Origin of the sequence: Streptococcus mitis, assembly GCF_905187495.1 — a bacterium.
Taxonomy (GTDB): domain Bacteria; phylum Bacillota; class Bacilli; order Lactobacillales; family Streptococcaceae; genus Streptococcus; species Streptococcus mitis_CU.
The window spans coordinates 1-17,767 of record NZ_CAJJIB010000008.1 but is presented as its reverse complement, the minus strand read 5'-3'; the positions used below and the strand labels follow the sequence as shown (position 1 = coordinate 17,767).

Genomic DNA, 17,767 nt, shown 5'->3' with positions numbered 1-17,767 from the left:
AAGTAAAATGAAAGCGATAAATTTTTGGTAAAAACGAAGGTTTACTATAGTTTCAAACTATAAAGCCATATAAAATTTAAGAAAGGGCTCTAAAAACCTTAAAAACAGGGATATTCACGAACGTTTAGAGAGTTTTCGGATGTTAAAAATCTTGTTTTGTGTTATAATGAATTATCATATAAGAGGTTAGAGGAGTTTTGAATGAAAACAGATATTGAAATCGCACAGAGTATTGAGTTGAAGCCAATCGTTGATGTTGTAGAGAAACTTGGTATTTCTTACGATGATTTGGAGTTGTACGGAAAGTACAAGGCTAAGCTCAGCTTTGATAAAATTCGTGCAGTTGAGAGCAATCCAGTTGGAAAATTGATCTTGGTTACTGCCATCAACCCAACGCCAGCAGGTGAAGGAAAATCAACTATTACTATTGGTCTTGCGGATGCCTTGAACAAGATTGGCAAGAAAACCATGATTGCTATCCGCGAGCCATCTCTTGGTCCAGTAATGGGGATTAAGGGTGGTGCCGCTGGTGGTGGTTACGCTCAAGTTCTGCCAATGGAAGACATCAACCTTCACTTCACTGGAGACATGCATGCCATTACGACTGCCAACAATGCGCTTTCTGCCTTGATTGACAACCACTTGCACCAAGGAAATGAGTTGAGAATTGACCAACGTCGTATTCTTTGGAAACGTGTTGTGGATTTGAATGACCGAGCACTTCGCCATGTGACTGTTGGGCTTGGTGGGCCTCTAAATGGTATTCCACGTGAGGATGGCTTTGACATTACAGTTGCTTCAGAGATCATGGCAATTCTTTGCTTGGCTACGGATATCGAGGACTTGAAACGCCGTTTGTCCAATATCGTTATCGGTTATCGTTACGACCGTACACCTGTTTCTGTAGGCGATTTGCAGGTTGAAGGTGCTTTAGCATTGATTTTGAAGGATGCTATTAAGCCAAACTTGGTTCAGACAATTTATGGTACACCTGCCTTTGTACACGGTGGTCCATTTGCCAATATCGCTCATGGATGTAATTCAGTCTTGGCAACAAGCACATCCCTTCACTTGGCTGATTACACAGTTACTGAAGCTGGTTTTGGTGCAGACCTTGGTGCTGAGAAATTCCTTGATATCAAGACACCAAACTTGCCAACTTCTCCAGATGCGGTAGTTATTGTCGCAACCCTTCGTGCTCTTAAGATGAATGGTGGTGTGGCTAAAGACGCTCTCACAGAGGAAAATGTGGAGGCGGTTCGTGCAGGTTTTGCCAACTTGAAACGCCATGTTGAGAACATCCGTAAGTTCGGTATTCCAGCAGTTGTTGCGATTAACGAATTTGTATCTGATACAGAAGCTGAAATTGCAGCCTTAAAAGAACTTTGTGCCTCAATTAATGTACCAGTTGAACTAGCAAGTGTCTGGGCTGATGGCGCAGAAGGAGGAGTAGCTCTTGCCGAAGCAGTTGTGAAGACTATCGCTGAAACCCCAGCTAACTATAAACGTTTGTATGACAATGACCTTTCTGTCCAAGAAAAGATTGAAAAGATTGTTACTGAAATCTACCGTGGTAGCAAAGTAAACTTTGAGAAAAAAGCTCAAACACAAATCGCTCAAATCGTTCAAAACGGTTGGGACAAATTGCCAATCTGTATGGCTAAGACTCAATATAGTTTCTCAGACAATCCAAATGCCCTTGGAGCACCTGAAAACTTTGAAATTACCATTCGTGAATTGGTACCAAAATTAGGTGCAGGCTTCATCGTTGCCTTAACTGGTGATGTTATGACCATGCCAGGACTTCCAAAACGACCAGCAGCCCTCAACATGGATGTTGAAAGCGATGGAACAGTATTAGGCTTGTTCTAGTATATTGTAATTGACTTTATACTCTTCGAAAATCAAATTCAAACCACGTCAGCTTTACCTTACCGTACTCAAGTACAGCCTGCGGCTAGCTTCCTAGTTTGCACTTCGATTTTCATTGAGTAAAAAATGAGTTTGGAAATACTATCCAAGCTCATTTTTTATCTAAATATAAGAAGTTGCCTTCTACACGTAACCAGTCTAGGTAAAGATATTTTCCCTGAATTCTGATATAATAGAAATATTGACTTCAAGAGTAAGGAAGAGAAGATGAACGCATTATTAAATGGAATGAATGACCGTCAGGCTGAGGCGGTGCAAACGACAGAAGGTCCCTTGTTGATTATGGCGGGGGCTGGTTCTGGAAAGACCCGAGTTTTGACCCACCGCATTGCCTATCTGATTGATGAAAAGCTGATCAATCCGTGGAATATCTTGGCCATTACCTTTACTAATAAGGCTGCGCGTGAGATGAAGGAGCGTGCTTATAGCCTCAATCCAGCCACTCAGGACTGTCTGATTGCGACCTTCCACTCCATGTGTGTTCGTATTTTGCGTCGCGATGCGGACCATATTGGCTACAACCGCAATTTCACTATTGTAGATCCTGGTGAACAGCGGACGCTCATGAAACGCATTCTCAAACAGTTGAACTTGGATCCTAAAAAATGGAATGAACGGAGCATTTTAGGGACCATTTCCAATGCTAAGAATGATTTGATTGATGATGTGGCTTATGCTGCTCAAGCTGGTGATATGTACACGCAAATCGTGGCCCAGTGTTATACTGCTTATCAAAAAGAGCTTCGTCAGTCGGAGTCGGTTGACTTTGATGATTTGATTATGCTGACCCTGCGTCTCTTTGATCAGAATCCTGATGTCTTGACCTACTATCAGCAGAAGTTTCAATACATCCACGTTGATGAATACCAAGATACCAACCATGCCCAGTACCAATTGGTCAAACTCTTGGCTTCGCGCTTTAAAAACATCTGTGTGGTTGGGGATGCGGATCAGTCTATCTACGGTTGGCGTGGTGCTGATATGCAGAATATCTTGGACTTTGAAAAGGATTATCCCCAAGCCAAGGTTGTTTTGTTGGAGGAGAATTACCGTTCAACTAAAACTATTCTCCAAGCGGCCAACGAGGTCATTAAAAACAATAAAAATCGCCGTCCTAAGAATCTCTGGACTCAAAATGCTGATGGGGAGCAAATCGTTTACTATCGTGCCAATGATGAACTAGATGAGGCTGTATTTGTGGCTAAAACTATTGATGAACTTGGTCGCAGTCAAAACTTCCTTCACAAGGATTTTGCAGTTCTCTATCGTACTAATGCGCAGTCCCGTACTATTGAGGAAGCCTTGCTCAAGTCAAATATCCCTTATACCATGGTTGGTGGGACAAAGTTCTACAGCCGTAAGGAAATCCGTGATATTATCGCTTACCTCAATCTCATTGCTAATTTGAGTGACAATCTCAGTTTTGAGCGTATTATCAACGAACCGAAGCGTGGAATTGGGCCAGGTACAGTTGAGAAAATCCGTGACTTTGCGAACATGCAAGACATGTCCATGCTAGATGCTTCAGCCAATATTATGTTGTCTGGTATCAAGGGTAAGGCAGCCCAGTCTATCTGGGATTTTGCAAATATGATGTTAGATTTGCGGGAGCAGCTAGACCACTTAACTATTACAGAGTTGGTTGAGGCTGTTCTAGAAAAAACAGGTTACGTCGATATTCTCAATGCTCAAGCGACTCTAGAAAGTAAGGCTCGGGTTGAAAATATCGAAGAGTTCCTTTCTGTGACGAAAAACTTTGATGATACCTCTGATGTGCCAGAAGAGGAAACTGGTTTGGACAAACTGAGTCGTTTCTTAAATGACTTAGCCTTGATTGCGGACACAGATTCAGGTAGTCAGGAGACATCAGAAGTGACCCTGATGACCCTACACGCTGCTAAAGGTCTCGAGTTTCCAGTTGTCTTTTTGATTGGGATGGAAGAAAATGTCTTTCCACTTAGTCGTGCGGCTGAAGATCCAGATGAATTAGAAGAAGAACGCCGTCTGGCCTATGTAGGAATTACGCGTGCAGAGAAAATTCTCTATTTGACAAATGCCAATTCGCGCCTGCTTTTTGGTCGTACCAACTACAACCGTCCGACTCGTTTTATTAACGAAATCAGCTCAGACTTACTTGAGTATCAAGGTCTGGCTCGTCCTGTAAATACAAGCTTTAAGGCATCTTATAGCAGTGGTGGTCTCGCCTTTGGTCAAGGTATGAGTTTGGCGCAGGCCCTCCAAGACCGTAAACGCAGTGCGGCCCCAAAAACTATTCAGTCAAGCGGTCTCCCGTTTGGTCAATTTACAGCTGGAGCAAAATCAGCGTCTAGCGAGGCAAATTGGTCCATTGGTGACATTGCCCTCCACAAGAAATGGGGAGAGGGAACTGTTCTGGAAGTTTCAGGTAGCGGTGCTACGCAGGAATTGAAAATCAATTTCCCAGAAGTAGGTTTGAAAAAACTTTTAGCCAGTGTGGCTCCAATTGAGAAAAAAATCTAATTTTCCATCCTTCTCACGAATAATAAAGTGAGGAGGATTTTTATGTACAGTATTTCATTCCAAGAAGATTCACTATTACCAAGAGAAAGGCTGGCCAAGGAAGGAGTGGAAGCGCTCAGTAATCAAGAGTTGCTAGCTATTTTACTTAGGACAGGAACACGGCAAGCCAGCGTTTTTGAAATTGCCCAGAAAGTCTTGAGCAATCTTTCAAGCTTAACAGATTTGAAAAAAATGACCCTGCAGGAATTGCAGAGTCTGTCAGGTATTGGACGTGTTAAGGCCGTTGAATTACAAGCTATGATTGAACTGGGTCATCGTATTCACAAATACGAGACCCTTGAGATGGAAAGTATTCTCAGTAGCCAAAAGTTGGCCAAGAAGATGCAGCAGGAGTTGGGACATAAAAAACAAGAGCACCTGGTGGCGCTCTATCTCAATACTCAAAATCAAATCATCCATCAACAGACCATTTTTATCGGTTCTGCAACTCGTAGTATCGCTGAGCCGCGAGAGATTCTTCACTATGCTATCAAGCATATGGCGACTTCTCTCATATTGGTTCACAACCATCCTTCAGGAGCGGTAGCCCCTAGCCGAAATGATGATCATGTTACAAAACTTGTAAAAGACGCCTGTGACCTGATGGGGATTGTCCTCTTGGACCATTTGATTGTCTCACATTCTAGTTACTTTAGTTACCGTGAAAAAACAGATTTAATCTAAAGTTCATTAACGACATAGTCAAAGAGGTTTTTATCTTTGGGGCGATTTTCAAATAGAAATTCTGGGTGCCATTGGACACCGAGAAAGGAGACATCATCCGTACTCATAACAGCTTCTATAATACCATCTTTAGGATCATGAGCCGCAATCTTTAAATTTGGTGCTAAATCCTTGATGCTCTGGTGGTGGAAGGAGTTGATATGGGAGATTTCTCCATAGATTTTTCGAAGAACTGTATCAGGTTCTGTCACCAAGCGTTGAGTTGTGTATTCGGCAGAACAATCCTGCCAGTGATCTTCGATATCTTGGTACAAAGTTCCACCCATGGCAACGTTAAAGAGTTGAGTTCCACGGCAGACAGAAAAAATTGGCTTTTTCTGTTTAATAGCTTCCTTGATGAGGGCCAGTTCAAAGATATCCCTTTGAAGGTGGTAGTCATCGCTATCGATGGTTTTTGGTTCACCATAGAATTTTGGATCAACATTTTGTCCACCTGTCAAGATGAGCTTATCAATCATACTGATATAGTGGCAGGCCATTTCTTGATCACCAATCGGTAGGATGATGGGAATACCTCCAGCGTCTTTAACGCCTTCAACAAAGCCTTTTGCTGCGTAGCTCATCATGATGTCATCATCTGGATGAGTTTTTTCGTTTCCTGTAATCCCAATAACTGGTTTTTTCATAAAATGATTTTCGCTTTCTAATCCTCTTTTCGCATGAAGTAGAGGAGGGTTTGGAGTTCACTTGTCAAATCGACATACTGAACGACCACGTCTTTTGGTAAATGCAGATGGACTGGTGAAAAACTGAGAATTCCTTTCACGCCAGCATCTACTAAGAGATTGGCAACCTCTTGTGACTTGACGCTGGGAACGGTCAGGATAGCAGTCTTCACATCAGCATCCTTGATTTTATCCTTGATTTGAGAAATCCCGTAAATGGGAATTCCATCAGGAGTTTGGGTACCGACTTCAGGATGGTCATCTAGGTCAAAGGCCATGATAATCTTCATCTTGTTACGTTCGTGGAAGCGGTAGTGGAGAAGGGCATGACCCATATTTCCAATACCTACCAGCATGACATTGGTAATGGAGTTATCATTGAGCAAATCGGCAAAAAATGTCATCAGTTTTTTGACATCGTAGCCAAAGCCACGACGACCCAGTTCACCAAAATAGGAAAAATCACGACGTACGGTCGCTGAATCAATTCCAATGGCCTCTGCAATTTGCTTAGAGTTGGCACGTTCAATCTTTTCTGCATGAAATCTCTTAAAAATTCGATAGTAGAGAGAGAGTCTTTTCGCTGTAGCTTTTGGAATAGCAGACTGTTTATCTTTCACAAAATCACAACCTTTCTATTCTTCTATTTTATAGAAACATTGTGAAAAAATCAACAAAAATAAGAAAAAACTAAGAAAAATCTTAGTTTTGATGTAAAAAATCTGCATGTGATAGAAAACGGTAGAGGTCTCCGACCAGCCCTTGATAAACTTTCTGGCCCTTAAAAGTCAGAGAAGTCACATAAAGTGTATCTGGTAGGGTCACACATCCTGACAGAGCCAGCATGAGAGCTTCATAATCCTCATACTTGAGTGTACGCTCTACATGATAGTTGTCCTTATAGGTCAGTTCAAACATATGGGACCTATCTTTCCGATTTTGTAAAGACACCACGCTCTACTAAGCTATCCATGAGGAAATAGAATTTTTCTTGATGAATGTGGTGGTCTTCTGATTTGAAAATATCAACTAGACGTAGCCCAAACTTGTCAGTGATATTGATTTTAGCACCTGTAAGTTCCTTGTTAATGATGATTTTGAGTTGGAATCCCTCACCGCTGTTCGGAACTTTTTCCAAAAGGCGAGTCAATTCATAGTTACCAACCTTAGTCTCAAAAAAAGTATTGTCCTTAAGGGTGAATTTTTTAACAGAAGGGCTAAGAGTGTAGTCGTAACGACAATTTTTTAACTGAATGGTTTTTTCAAATGCCATATGGCTAACCTCCGATAATTTCTTTTAAGGTTTTTGCGAGGGTATGTAGGTCTTCAACAGTATTTTCTGGCGACAAACTGATACGAACGGATTCCTTCAGACGTTCTGAATTTACCCCGTACATGGCTTCAAGAACATGGCTGGATTGTACAATGCCCGCAGTGCAGGCTGAGCCAGTAGAGATTGAAATTCCAGCCAAATCTAGACGGAGGAGTAAGAGGTCATTTTTCTGACCAGGAAATCCAATATTGAGAACATAAGGTAGATGGTGTTCACCTCTATTCAGGTAATATTGAATGCCCTCTAGCTCTGCCAGAAAGGCAGTTTCTAGATTTTGTACATGTTGAAAATGTTCTTCTTGTTTTTCTATGCCATCTTTTAGGGCTGCAACCATGCCTATTATGGCAGCTAAATTTTCAGTTCCTGCACGTTTTTTCTGTTCTTGGTCTCCACCATGGAGATAGGAATCAAAGTCCATGCTAGAAGCGTAGAGAAAACCGATTCCCTTAGGACCATGGAACTTGTGGGCAGAAGCAGTGAGAAAATCAATGCCCAATTCTTCTGGGTGTATAGGGATTTTACCAATAGCCTGAACTGCATCGACATGATAGGCGGCTGGGTGTTGCTTGAGTATTTGGCCAATTTCAGCAATGGGCAGTAGGTTTCCTGTCTCGTTATTGGCAAACATGGTAGAAACCAAAATCGTATCGTCACGTAAAGCCCTTTGAATTTGTTGGGCTGTGATTTCTTGATTTTCTGGCTGGATAATAGTTGCTTCAAACCCAAAGTGTTGAACCAAGTAATCAATGGTTTCAAGGACGGCATGGTGCTCAATGGCAGTTGTGATGATGTGTTTTCCTTGTTCTTGATGACGAAGGCAGTAGCCAATGATAGCAGTATTGTTGCCTTCAGTCCCACCAGAAGTGAAAAAGATATGTTGAGGTTTTGTTCCCAGTAACTGGGCTAGTTCCTGACGGGCTTCGCGTAAGAGTTTACCAGCTTGACGACCATGACCATGAATACTAGATGGATTGCCATGAGTTTCTTGCATAACCTTGGTCATAGCTGAGATAGCAACTGCTGACATGGGAGTCGTTGCAGCATTGTCCAAATAAATCAAAGAATCACCTTATTTCTTTTTATTGTAGGCAAAGAGTGGGCTGACTGGTTTTCTTTCGTGGATACGGACGATAGCATCACCAATTAACTCACTAGCAGTGATGTAGCATACGTTTTTAGGAGTTTTTTCTTTTGTTGCTACTGAATCAGTCACAAGAATTTCTTTAATCTTAGTATTATCAAGAAGTTCAGCAGCACCTTCAACGAAGAGACCATGGCTAGAAACAGCATAAATTTCTGTAGCTCCTTCACGTTCAACGATTTTAGCTGCTTCAGAGAAGGTACGTCCTGTATTTAAAATATCGTCAATCAAGATAGCTTTCTTACCTTCAACATCACCGATGATATAGCCTTCGTTGCGAGTTGCATCGTCTTGTGGGTAGTCGATAATGGCGATAGGAGCATCAAGATATTCAGCCAAGCTACGAGCACGTTTCACACCTGAATTTTTAGGGCTAACAACAACAACATCTGAGCCAAGTAAGCCCTTATCGCAATAATGTTTTGCAAATAGGGGAACTGTGAAAAGGTTATCGACAGGAATATCAAAGAATCCTTGAACCTGAACGGCATGTAAATCAAGTGTAAGGATACGATCAACACCAGCTTTAACCAGCATATTGGCAACTAGTTTAGCTGTAAGTGGCTCACGTGGTGAAGCGATGCGGTCTTGACGTGCATAGCCAAAATATGGAAGAACAACGTTGATACTGTGGGCACTTGCGCGAACACAAGCATCAACCATGATTAACAATTCCATTAGGTGGTTGTTAACAGGGAAACTTGTTGATTGGATGATGTAAACATCATAACCACGGACACTTTCTTCAATATTCACTTGGATTTCTCCGTCTGAAAATTGACGTGATGATAGTTTTCCAAGCGGTACACCAACAGCTTGAGCAATTTTCTGTGCAATTTCTTGGTTAGAGTTGAGTGCGAAAAGTTTCATGTTTTTTCTATCTGACATTATAGACCGTCCTCTGTAAACTTTTTAAATCCTAGTTATATATGCCTAGCCTATATGAACTGGGATTTTTGTATTTTATCTTTTCTATTTTACCAAAAAATAGAGATTATTTCAGCTATTTTTCATGCTTTTGACAAATCGAACCAATTTTGAGGGAGCTTTTTGATAATCAATCTGATTTTCCTCTAAAAATTGTTGGAAATCCTGTTTCCCTTGCTCGTGATTCTCGATTTCAAGCTCTAATTCGTAATCTGTAATATCAAAGTACTGACTTTCATCCAACGCCATGAGACCAATAGCTGTTTGCATTTCATAGCGAAGTGTCGTTAGACAACCAAGAATCTGCCATTCACTAGTTTTAATACCATGTTTCGCCAATTCATCCAGTACTATCCCTTGAGGAAGTTCTTTCTTGCTCAGATAGTTTTCAGCATCTTTTAGTTGCAATTTTTGGTTGTATTCCATGTTTCCAACACTTTGCGGGACTTTGAGTGTCAATTCTGCCCAGTCTTCAAAGGTTCGAATGCGCATAGCAACTTTCTTTTCTCGCAGTTCAAAATCAGGCGTATCTATGTAGTAATTTTTTTGAAGAACAGGAGTGACGTCTGTGAACTGGTCTTTTAGACGATTGTATTCATCTTTTTTCAAGAGTGTTTTCAATTCAATTTCTAAATGTTTCATTTTTCTTACCTTTTCTTTATCGTTGAAAGCGGATTTATGGTATAATAAGCATTGTATTTATTGTATATGAATCTGGAGAAAAAATCAAAGATATTTTTGAAGGATAATATGAGAACAAGGGAGAATATATGACCTTAGAATGGGAAGAATTTCTAGATCCTTACATTCAAGCTGTTGGTGAGTTAAAGATTAAACTACGTGGTATTCGGAAGCAATATCGTAAGCAAAATAAGCATTCTCCTATTGAGTTTGTGACTGGTCGAGTCAAGCCAATTGAGAGCATCAGGGAAAAAATGGTTCGTCGTGGCATTACTTATGCGACCTTGGAACACGATTTGCAAGATATTGCTGGTTTGCGTGTGATGGTTCAGTTTGTAGATGACGTCAAGGAAGTAGTGGAAATTTTGCGCAAACGTCAGGATATGCGGATCATACAGGAGCGTGATTACATTACTCATCGAAAATCCTCAGGCTATCGTTCCTATCATGTGGTAGTTGAATATTCGGTTGATACCATTAATGGAGCTAAGACCATTTTGGCGGAAATTCAAATTCGTACCTTGGCTATGAATTTTTGGGCAACGATAGAACATTCTCTCAACTACAAGTACCAAGGGGATTTCCCAGAGGAGATTAAGAAGCGACTGGAAATTACTGCCAAAATTGCCCATCAATTGGATGAAGAAATGGGTAAAATTCGAGATGATATCCAGGAAGCCCAGGCTCTTTTTGATCCTTTGAGTAGAAAATTAAATGACGGTGTAGGAAACAGTGACGATACAGATGAAGAATACAGGTAAACGAATTGACCTGATAGCTAATAGAAAACCGCAGAGTCAAAGGGTTTTGTATGAATTGCGAGATCGTTTGAAGAGAAATCAGTTTATACTCAATGATACCAATCCGGATATTGTCATTTCCATCGGTGGGGATGGTATGCTCTTGTCGGCCTTTCATAAGTACGAAAATCAGCTTGACAAGGTCCGCTTCATTGGTGTTCACACTGGACATTTGGGCTTCTATACGGACTACCGTGATTTTGAGTTGGACAAGCTAGTGACTAATTTGCAGCTAGATACTGGGGCAAAGGTATCATACCCTGTTCTGAATGTGAAGGTTTTTCTTGAAAATGGGGAAGTGAAGATTTTTAGAGCACTAAATGAAGCCAGCATCCGCAGGTCTGATCGAACCATGGTGGCGGATGTTGTGATTAACGGTGTCCACTTTGAACGTTTTCGTGGAGATGGGCTAACAGTTTCAACTCCGACTGGTAGTACAGCCTATAACAAGTCGCTTGGTGGAGCTGTTTTACACCCAACCATTGAAGCTTTGCAATTAACGGAAATTGCCAGCCTCAATAATCGGGTCTATCGAACGCTTGGTTCGTCCATTATTGTTCCTAAGAAGGATAAGATTGAACTCATTCCAACGAGAAACGATTACCATACCATTTCGGTTGACAATAGCGTTTATTCCTTCCGAAATATTGAACGAATTGAGTATCAAATCGACCATCATAAGATTCACTTTGTCGCATCACCGAGCCATACCAGTTTCTGGAACCGCGTTAAGGATGCTTTTATCGGCGAGGTGGACGAATGAGGTTTGAATTTATCGCAGACGAACATGTCAAGGTTAAGACCTTCTTAAAAAAGCACGAGGTTTCTAAGGGGCTTCTGGCCAAGATTAAGTTTCGAGGCGGAGCTATTCTGGTCAATGACCAACCTCAAAATGCAACTTATCTATTGGATATTAGAGACCGCGTTGTCATTGATATTCCCCCTGAGGAAGGCTTTGAAACTCTAGAAGCTATCGAGCGCCCACTGGATATTCTCTATGAGGATGACCATTTTCTAGTCTTAAATAAACCCTATGGAGTGGCTTCTATTCCTAGTGTCAATCACTCCAATACCATCGCTAATTTTATCAAGGGTTACTACGTCAAGCAAAATTACGAAAATCAGCAGGTTCACATTGTAACCAGGCTTGATAGAGATACTTCTGGCTTGATGCTCTTTGCCAAGCACGGCTATGCCCACGCACGATTAGACAAGCAGTTACAGAAGAAGTCCATTGAAAAACGCTACTTTGCTTTGGTTAAAGGTGATGGACACTTGGAGCAAGAGGGAGAAATTATTGCTCCGATTGCGCGTGATGAAGACTCTATTATCACCAGACGGGTGGCTAAAGGTGGAAAGTATGCCCATACTTCTTACAAGATTGTAGCTTCTTATGGAAATATTCACTTGGTCGATATTCGCCTGCACACTGGGCGAACCCACCAAATCCGAGTCCATTTTTCTCATATTGGTTTTCCTTTGTTGGGAGATGACTTGTACGGTGGTAGTCTAGATGATGGAATTCAGCGCCAGGCCCTGCATTGCCATTCCTTAAATTTTTATCATCCATTTTTAAAGCAAGACTTGCAGTTAGAAAGTCCCTTGCCGGATGATTTCAGTAACCTTATTACTCAGTTATCAACTAATACTCTATAAAAACTGTTTAGAGTATAATTTATTTTCTTAAAGGAGAAAACTCATGGAAGTTTTTGAAAGTCTCAAAGCCAACTTGGTTGGTAAAAATGCTCGTATCGTTCTCCCTGAAGGGGAAGAACCTCGTATTCTTCAAGCAACTAAACGCCTGGTAAAAGAAACAGAAGTGATTCCTGTTTTGCTTGGAAATCCTGAAAAAATTAAAATTTATCTTGAAATCGAAGGCATCGAGGATGGTTATGAAGTAATCGACCCTCAACACTACGATAAATTTGAAGAAATGGTTGCTGCCTTGGTAGAACGTCGTAAGGGTAAAATGTCTGAAGAAGATGCACGCAAGGTTTTGGTTGAAGATGTCAACTATTTTGGTGTTATGTTGGTTTACTTGGGCTTGGTTGATGGGATGGTGTCAGGAGCGATTCACTCAACAGCTTCAACAGTTCGTCCAGCCCTTCAAATCATCAAAACTCGTCCAAATGTAACTCGTACTTCAGGTGCCTTTCTCATGGTTCGTGGTACTGAACGTTATCTGTTTGGAGACTGTGCCATCAATATCAATCCAGATGCAGAAGCCTTGGCTGAAATTGCTATTAATTCAGCAATCACAGCTAAGATGTTTGGCATCGAACCTAAAATTGCCATGCTGAGCTATTCTACTAAAGGTTCTGGATTTGGTGAAAGCGTTGATAAGGTTGTTGAAGCAACTAAAATTGCTCACGACTTGCGCCCTGACCTTGAAATCGATGGTGAGTTGCAATTTGATGCAGCCTTTGTTCCTGAAACTGCAGCTTTGAAAGCTCCTGGAAGTACAGTAGCTGGTCAAGCAAATGTCTTCATCTTCCCAGGTATCGAGGCAGGAAATATCGGCTACAAGATGGCCGAACGTCTCGGTGGTTTTGCGGCTGTTGGTCCTGTTTTGCAAGGTTTGAACAAGCCAGTTAACGACCTTTCTCGTGGATGTAATGCAGATGATGTTTACAAGTTAACCCTTATCACAGCAGCCCAAGCTGTTCATCAATAAGATTTAGTCCTCTTTCCCTTGGGAAGAGGTTTTTTATACTCAATGAAAATCAAAGAGCAAACTAGGAAACTAGCCGCAGGCTGTACTTGAGTACGGCAAGGCGACGTTGACGTGGTTTGAAGAGATTTTCGAAGAGTATTAATACTAGGAAAAGGACAGTTAGAATCTTCTGTGTTATACTAGAGATATGTTAGATTTGAAAGAATACGGTATTGTCATGTGGCCAGAGGAGAAGATTGTTTCTTTCCGTGAGAAACTTCTTGCCTGGTATGATGAAAACAAAAGAGATTTACCCTGGCGAAGAAGTAAAAATCCTTATCACATCTGGGTATCTGAAATCATGCTCCAGCAGACCAGGGTGGATACGGTTATTCCTTATTACGATCGATTCTTGGACTGGTTTCCAACAGTAGAAAGTTTGGCGAATGCGCCTGAAGAGCGTTTGTTGAAGGCTTGGGAAGGTTTGGGTTATTATTCTCGAGTACGCAATATGCAGGCTGCAGCCCAGCAGATTATGACTGACTTTGGTGGTCAATTTCCAAATACCTATGAAGGAATTTCCAGCTTGAAAGGGATTGGTCCTTATACAGCAGGAGCCATTTCCAGTATTGCTTTTAACTTGCCTGAGCCAGCTGTAGATGGTAATGTCATGCGTGTTTTGGCGCGTCTATTTGAAGTCAACCACGATATTGGGATTCCAAGTAATCGTAAAATTTTTCAGGCAATGATGGAAATCCTGATTGACCCAGAACGGCCAGGTGACTTTAACCAAGCCTTGATGGACTTGGGTTCGGATATTGAGTCTCCTGTAAATCCCAGACCAGAAGAAAGCCCAGTTAAGGACTTTAGTGTGGCATATCAGAATGGCACCATGGACCGTTATCCAATCAAGGCTCCCAAGAAAAAGCCTGTCCCTATTTATCTTAAAGCCTTGGTGGTCAAAAATACACAGGGACAATTTTTACTTGAAAAAAATGAAAGTGAAAAGCTATTGGCAGGTTTTTGGCATTTCCCATTGATAGAAGTTGATAACTTTTCGCAAGAAGAGCAGTTTGACCTCTTTCATCAGGTTGCAGAAGAAAATGTGAACTTTGGTCCCAGTCCAGAAGAGAGTTTCCAGCAGGACTATGACCTAGATGTTGATTGGTTTGATATTTGTTTTGAGACTGTCAAGCATGTCTTTAGTCATCGCAAGTGGCATGTTCAAATTGTAGCAGGTCAGGTGACTGACTTCCATGAGTTTTCAGATAGGGAAGTTCGCTGGCTTTCACCAAAAGAGTTTAAGAATTACCCACTTGCTAAACCCCAACAAAAAATCTGGCAGGCCTATGCAAAAGGCCAAGTTAGACAGTAGCAAAGACTAGCTATTGTGTTTTCTTGTTATTTTTTTGATATAATAGTAGAGAAAAAGGTGAACAAATGAAAAAAATATTAATTGTAGATGATGAAAAACCAATCTCGGATATTATCAAGTTTAATATGACCAAGGAAGGTTACGAGGTTGTAACTGCTTTTAACGGTCGTGAAGCGCTAGAACAATTTGAAGCAGAGCAACCAGATATTATTATTCTGGATTTGATGCTTCCCGAAATTGATGGTTTAGAAGTTGCAAAGACTATTCGTAAGACTAGTAGTGTACCTATTATCATGCTGTCAGCTAAAGACAGTGAGTTTGATAAGGTTATCGGTTTAGAGCTTGGGGCGGATGACTATGTGACAAAACCCTTCTCAAATCGTGAGTTGCAGGCGCGTGTTAAAGCTCTTCTTCGTCGTACGGACTTGGTTTCTGTAGATAATCAAGAGTCAGATGAAAAGAAAACCCAACCTTTGCAAATTGGGGACTTGGAGATTGTACCAGATGCCTATGTGGCTAAAAAATATGGTGAAGAACTAGACTTGACCCACCGTGAATTTGAACTCTTGTACCACTTGGCTTCTCATATTGGTCAAGTGATTACCCGTGAACACTTGCTTGAAACGGTCTGGGGGTATGATTATTTCGGAGATGTTCGGACTGTTGACGTAACTATCAGACGTTTGCGTGAGAAGATTGAAGATACACCTAGTCGTCCAGAGTATATCCTAACACGTCGTGGTGTTGGTTATTATATGAGAAATAATGATTGAATTGATTAGAAAAAATATTCTTACTAGTGATTTTATCTTCATTTTAATTTTATTGGGTTTTATCTTGATTGTTACCTTGCTTTTGCTAGAAAATCGGCGAGATAATATTCGGTTGAAGCAAATTAATCAAAAAGTTAAAGACTTGATTGCAGGAGATTATTCTCAGGTATTGGATATGCAGGGAAGCTCTGAAATCACTAATATTACCAATAATCTTAATGATTTATCAGAAGTAATCCGCTTGACCCAAGAAAATCTGGAACAAGAGAGTAAACGATTACACAGTATCCTCTCATACATGACAGACGGAGTTCTTGCGACCAATCGTCGTGGCAAGATTACTATGATTAACGACATGGCCAAGAAACAGCTAGGTGTTCAGAAGGAAGAGGTTCTCAATAAAAGTATTCTAGAATTGCTTCAGATTGAAGATGAGTATGAACTTCGTGATTTGATTACCCAAATTCCTGAGCTCATGATTGATTCTCAGGATGACAATGGTGAATATCTGAGCCTTCGTGTACGTTTTGCCTTGGTTCGTCGTGAGTCTGGCTTTATTTCTGGTTTGGTTGCTGTTTTACACGATACGACGGAGCAGGAGAAGGAGGAACGCGAACGGAGACTCTTTGTTTCCAACGTTAGTCATGAGCTACGAACGCCTCTGACTAGCGTAAAATCCTATCTTGAAGCCTTGGATGAGGGGGCCTTGTCAGAACCTGTCGCACCAGACTTTATCAAGGTATCTCTAGACGAAACCAACCGTATGATGCGAATGGTGACAGATCTTCTCCATCTTTCACGTATTGACAATGCAACCACTCACCTAGACGTGGAACTGATTAACTTCACTGCCTTTATTACCTTTATCCTTAACCGTTTTGATAAGATGAGGGGACCAGATGAAGAGAAGAAATATGAATTGGTGAGAGATTATCCGATTACCTCTGTCTGGATTGAAATTGATACAGACAAGATGACGCAGGTGATTGATAATATTCTCAACAATGCCATTAAATATTCTCCAGATGGTGGAAAAATCACAGTGACCATGAAGACAACTGATGATCAGATGATTTTATCCATCTCAGACCAAGGCTTGGGTATTCCTAAGCAGGATTTGCCTCGTATCTTTGACCGTTTCTACCGTGTGGATCGTGCTAGAAGTCGTGCCCAAGGTGGAACTGGGCTAGGTCTAGCTATTGCTAAAGAAATTATCAAACAACATAATGGTTTTATTTGGGCCAAGAGTATATATGGTAAGGGATCAACCTTTACCATTGTGCTCCCTTATGATAAGGATGCAGTGAAGGAAGAAGTATGGGAGGATGAAGTAGAAGACTAGAATGAGTGAAACAGGCTTTAAATACAGTATTTTAGCGTCGGGTTCCAGTGGAAATTCCTTTTATCTGGAAACCCCAAAAAAGAAACTTTTAGTGGATGCAGGCTTATCTGGTAAGAAAATCACCAGCCTACTTGCTGAAATAAATCGCAAGCCAGAAGACTTGGATGCCATCTTGATTACCCATGAGCATTCTGACCATATCCATGGAGTGGGTGTTTTAGCTCGCAAGTATGGTATGGATTTGTATGCCAATGAAAAGACCTGGCAGGCTATGGAAAATAGCAAGTATCTTGGCAAGGTAGATTCTTCGCAAAAGCACATCTTTGAAATGGGCAAAACCAAAACCTTTGGAGATATCGACATCGAGAGTTTTGGTGTAAGCCATGATGCAGTCGCACCGCAGTTCTATCGCTTTATGAAGGATGATAAGAGTTTTGTCATGCTGACTGATACAGGTTATGTTAGTGATCGAATGGCAGGAATTGTCGAAAATGCAGATGGCTATCTTATCGAGTCCAACCATGATGTAGAGATTTTGCGAGCAGGTTCTTACGCTTGGCGATTAAAACAACGAATCCTATCGGATCTCGGTCACCTTTCTAACGAGGACGGTGCTGAAGCTATGATTCGTACCTTGGGAAACCGCACTAAGAGGATCTACCTTGGGCATTTATCTAAGGAAAACAATATCAAGGAACTGGCTCACATGACCATGGTTAATCAGCTAGCACAAGCTGATTTAGGTGTAGGAGTAGACTTTAAGGTTTACGATACCTCACCGGATACCGCAACACCATTGACAGATATATAAAAAGAAGGCGAATGTGTACTGCACCCCAAGAGTTAGACAGAAAAAATCTAAC

At 41.2% G+C, this 17,767-nt stretch carries 18 protein-coding genes; 11 read left to right on the top strand and 7 right to left on the bottom strand.

The window, feature by feature from the left end:
* Nucleotides 1–201: 201 nt before the first annotated feature.
* From JQ843_RS01715 to radC, 3 genes are all read left to right on the top strand, one after another.
* Entirely contained in the window at nucleotides 202–1,872 is a 1,671-nt protein-coding gene (locus JQ843_RS01715; RefSeq protein ID WP_203212739.1) for a formate--tetrahydrofolate ligase, read from the top strand.
* 267 nt (nucleotides 1,873–2,139) lie between these two features.
* On the top strand, nucleotides 2,140–4,431 hold the full coding sequence (gene pcrA, locus JQ843_RS01710; protein WP_203212738.1) for a DNA helicase PcrA: 2,292 nt from the start codon (nucleotides 2,140–2,142) through the stop codon (nucleotides 4,429–4,431).
* Between the two features lie 42 nt (nucleotides 4,432–4,473).
* Entirely contained in the window at nucleotides 4,474–5,154 is a 681-nt protein-coding gene (gene radC, locus JQ843_RS01705) for a RadC family protein (RefSeq protein ID WP_203212737.1), read from the top strand.
* Here the strand turns inward: radC and JQ843_RS01700 are convergent.
* The 7 genes from JQ843_RS01700 to JQ843_RS01670 form a co-directional block, all read right to left on the bottom strand.
* Complete coding sequence (locus tag JQ843_RS01700) at nucleotides 5,151–5,840, bottom strand: gamma-glutamyl-gamma-aminobutyrate hydrolase family protein (RefSeq protein ID WP_203212736.1); 690 nt, start codon at nucleotides 5,838–5,840, stop codon at nucleotides 5,151–5,153. The two genes, radC and JQ843_RS01700, sit on opposite strands and share 4 nt — an antisense overlap.
* A 17-nt stretch (nucleotides 5,841–5,857) precedes the next feature.
* A complete protein-coding gene (locus tag JQ843_RS01695) occupies nucleotides 5,858–6,499 on the bottom strand; it encodes a redox-sensing transcriptional repressor Rex (protein ID WP_000653417.1) in 642 nt (213 codons plus the stop codon).
* A gap of 82 nt (nucleotides 6,500–6,581) precedes the next feature.
* Nucleotides 6,582–6,797 (bottom strand): DUF4649 family protein, encoded by a 216-nt coding sequence (locus JQ843_RS01690; protein ID WP_060628213.1) that lies wholly within the window; start codon nucleotides 6,795–6,797, stop codon nucleotides 6,582–6,584.
* Nucleotides 6,798–6,804: 7 nt separating this feature from the next.
* Complete coding sequence (locus JQ843_RS01685; RefSeq protein ID WP_000863540.1) at nucleotides 6,805–7,152, bottom strand: DUF1831 domain-containing protein; 348 nt, start codon at nucleotides 7,150–7,152, stop codon at nucleotides 6,805–6,807.
* A gap of 4 nt (nucleotides 7,153–7,156) precedes the next feature.
* The gene (locus tag JQ843_RS01680; RefSeq protein ID WP_203212735.1) at nucleotides 7,157–8,272 is read right to left on the bottom strand and encodes a cysteine desulfurase family protein; all 1,116 of its coding nucleotides are present in this window, start codon (nucleotides 8,270–8,272) and stop codon (nucleotides 7,157–7,159) included.
* Between the two features lie 9 nt (nucleotides 8,273–8,281).
* Nucleotides 8,282–9,241 carry a ribose-phosphate diphosphokinase gene (locus tag JQ843_RS01675; protein ID WP_004254210.1) on the bottom strand — a complete coding sequence of 320 codons (960 nt, stop codon included), beginning with the start codon at nucleotides 9,239–9,241 and terminating at the stop codon, nucleotides 8,282–8,284.
* Between the two features lie 111 nt (nucleotides 9,242–9,352).
* Complete coding sequence (locus JQ843_RS01670) at nucleotides 9,353–9,922, bottom strand: CYTH domain-containing protein (protein WP_203212734.1); 570 nt, start codon at nucleotides 9,920–9,922, stop codon at nucleotides 9,353–9,355.
* Between the two features lie 128 nt (nucleotides 9,923–10,050).
* On the opposite strand from JQ843_RS01670, the gene yjbM reads away from it, so the two are divergent.
* From yjbM to JQ843_RS01630, 8 genes are all read left to right on the top strand, one after another.
* Complete coding sequence (gene yjbM / locus JQ843_RS01665; protein ID WP_203212733.1) at nucleotides 10,051–10,722, top strand: GTP diphosphokinase; 672 nt, start codon at nucleotides 10,051–10,053, stop codon at nucleotides 10,720–10,722.
* A complete protein-coding gene (locus JQ843_RS01660) occupies nucleotides 10,706–11,524 on the top strand; it encodes an NAD kinase (RefSeq protein WP_033681742.1) in 819 nt (272 codons plus the stop codon). The genes yjbM and JQ843_RS01660 overlap by 17 nt, the downstream gene beginning before the upstream one ends.
* Nucleotides 11,521–12,417: an RluA family pseudouridine synthase gene (locus JQ843_RS01655; protein ID WP_203212732.1), complete on the top strand. Its 897-nt coding sequence runs from the start codon at nucleotides 11,521–11,523 to the stop codon at nucleotides 12,415–12,417. The genes JQ843_RS01660 and JQ843_RS01655 overlap by 4 nt, the downstream gene beginning before the upstream one ends.
* 43 nt (nucleotides 12,418–12,460) lie before the next feature.
* Nucleotides 12,461–13,435 carry a phosphate acetyltransferase gene (gene pta / locus JQ843_RS01650; protein WP_000451571.1) on the top strand — a complete coding sequence of 325 codons (975 nt, stop codon included), beginning with the start codon at nucleotides 12,461–12,463 and terminating at the stop codon, nucleotides 13,433–13,435.
* A 187-nt stretch (nucleotides 13,436–13,622) separates the two neighbouring features.
* On the top strand, nucleotides 13,623–14,789 hold the full coding sequence (gene mutY / locus JQ843_RS01645; protein WP_203212731.1) for an A/G-specific adenine glycosylase: 1,167 nt from the start codon (nucleotides 13,623–13,625) through the stop codon (nucleotides 14,787–14,789).
* Nucleotides 14,790–14,854: 65 nt separating this feature from the next.
* A complete protein-coding gene (gene yycF, locus JQ843_RS01640) occupies nucleotides 14,855–15,562 on the top strand; it encodes a response regulator YycF (protein ID WP_000722072.1) in 708 nt (235 codons plus the stop codon).
* On the top strand, nucleotides 15,555–16,904 hold the full coding sequence (gene vicK, locus JQ843_RS01635) for a cell wall metabolism sensor histidine kinase VicK (RefSeq protein WP_203212730.1): 1,350 nt from the start codon (nucleotides 15,555–15,557) through the stop codon (nucleotides 16,902–16,904). Before yycF ends, vicK begins: the two co-directional genes overlap by 8 nt.
* 1 nt (nucleotide 16,905) lies before the next feature.
* Complete coding sequence (locus tag JQ843_RS01630; protein WP_203212729.1) at nucleotides 16,906–17,715, top strand: MBL fold metallo-hydrolase; 810 nt, start codon at nucleotides 16,906–16,908, stop codon at nucleotides 17,713–17,715.
* The last annotated feature ends 52 nt before the right edge of the window (nucleotides 17,716–17,767 follow it).

What these genes read in the sequence shown, in the direction of transcription:
- JQ843_RS01715 (WP_203212739.1), top strand. Translation starts at nt 202, where the DNA reads ATGAAAACAGATATTGAAATCGCACAGAGTATTGAGTTGAAGCCAATC.
- pcrA (WP_203212738.1), top strand. Translation starts at nt 2,140, where the DNA reads ATGAACGCATTATTAAATGGAATGAATGACCGTCAGGCTGAGGCGGTG.
- radC (WP_203212737.1), top strand. Translation starts at nt 4,474, where the DNA reads ATGTACAGTATTTCATTCCAAGAAGATTCACTATTACCAAGAGAAAGG.
- JQ843_RS01700 (WP_203212736.1), bottom strand. Translation starts at nt 5,840, where the DNA reads ATGAAAAAACCAGTTATTGGGATTACAGGAAACGAAAAAACTCATCCA.
- JQ843_RS01690 (WP_060628213.1), bottom strand. Translation starts at nt 6,797, where the DNA reads ATGTTTGAACTGACCTATAAGGACAACTATCATGTAGAGCGTACACTC.
- JQ843_RS01685 (WP_000863540.1), bottom strand. Translation starts at nt 7,152, where the DNA reads ATGGCATTTGAAAAAACCATTCAGTTAAAAAATTGTCGTTACGACTAC.
- JQ843_RS01675 (WP_004254210.1), bottom strand. Translation starts at nt 9,241, where the DNA reads ATGTCAGATAGAAAAAACATGAAACTTTTCGCACTCAACTCTAACCAA.
- JQ843_RS01670 (WP_203212734.1), bottom strand. Translation starts at nt 9,922, where the DNA reads ATGAAACATTTAGAAATTGAATTGAAAACACTCTTGAAAAAAGATGAA.
- yjbM (WP_203212733.1), top strand. Translation starts at nt 10,051, where the DNA reads ATGACCTTAGAATGGGAAGAATTTCTAGATCCTTACATTCAAGCTGTT.
- JQ843_RS01660 (WP_033681742.1), top strand. Translation starts at nt 10,706, where the DNA reads ATGAAGAATACAGGTAAACGAATTGACCTGATAGCTAATAGAAAACCG.
- JQ843_RS01655 (WP_203212732.1), top strand. Translation starts at nt 11,521, where the DNA reads ATGAGGTTTGAATTTATCGCAGACGAACATGTCAAGGTTAAGACCTTC.
- pta (WP_000451571.1), top strand. Translation starts at nt 12,461, where the DNA reads ATGGAAGTTTTTGAAAGTCTCAAAGCCAACTTGGTTGGTAAAAATGCT.
- mutY (WP_203212731.1), top strand. Translation starts at nt 13,623, where the DNA reads ATGTTAGATTTGAAAGAATACGGTATTGTCATGTGGCCAGAGGAGAAG.
- yycF (WP_000722072.1), top strand. Translation starts at nt 14,855, where the DNA reads ATGAAAAAAATATTAATTGTAGATGATGAAAAACCAATCTCGGATATT.
- vicK (WP_203212730.1), top strand. Translation starts at nt 15,555, where the DNA reads ATGATTGAATTGATTAGAAAAAATATTCTTACTAGTGATTTTATCTTC.
- JQ843_RS01630 (WP_203212729.1), top strand. Translation starts at nt 16,906, where the DNA reads ATGAGTGAAACAGGCTTTAAATACAGTATTTTAGCGTCGGGTTCCAGT.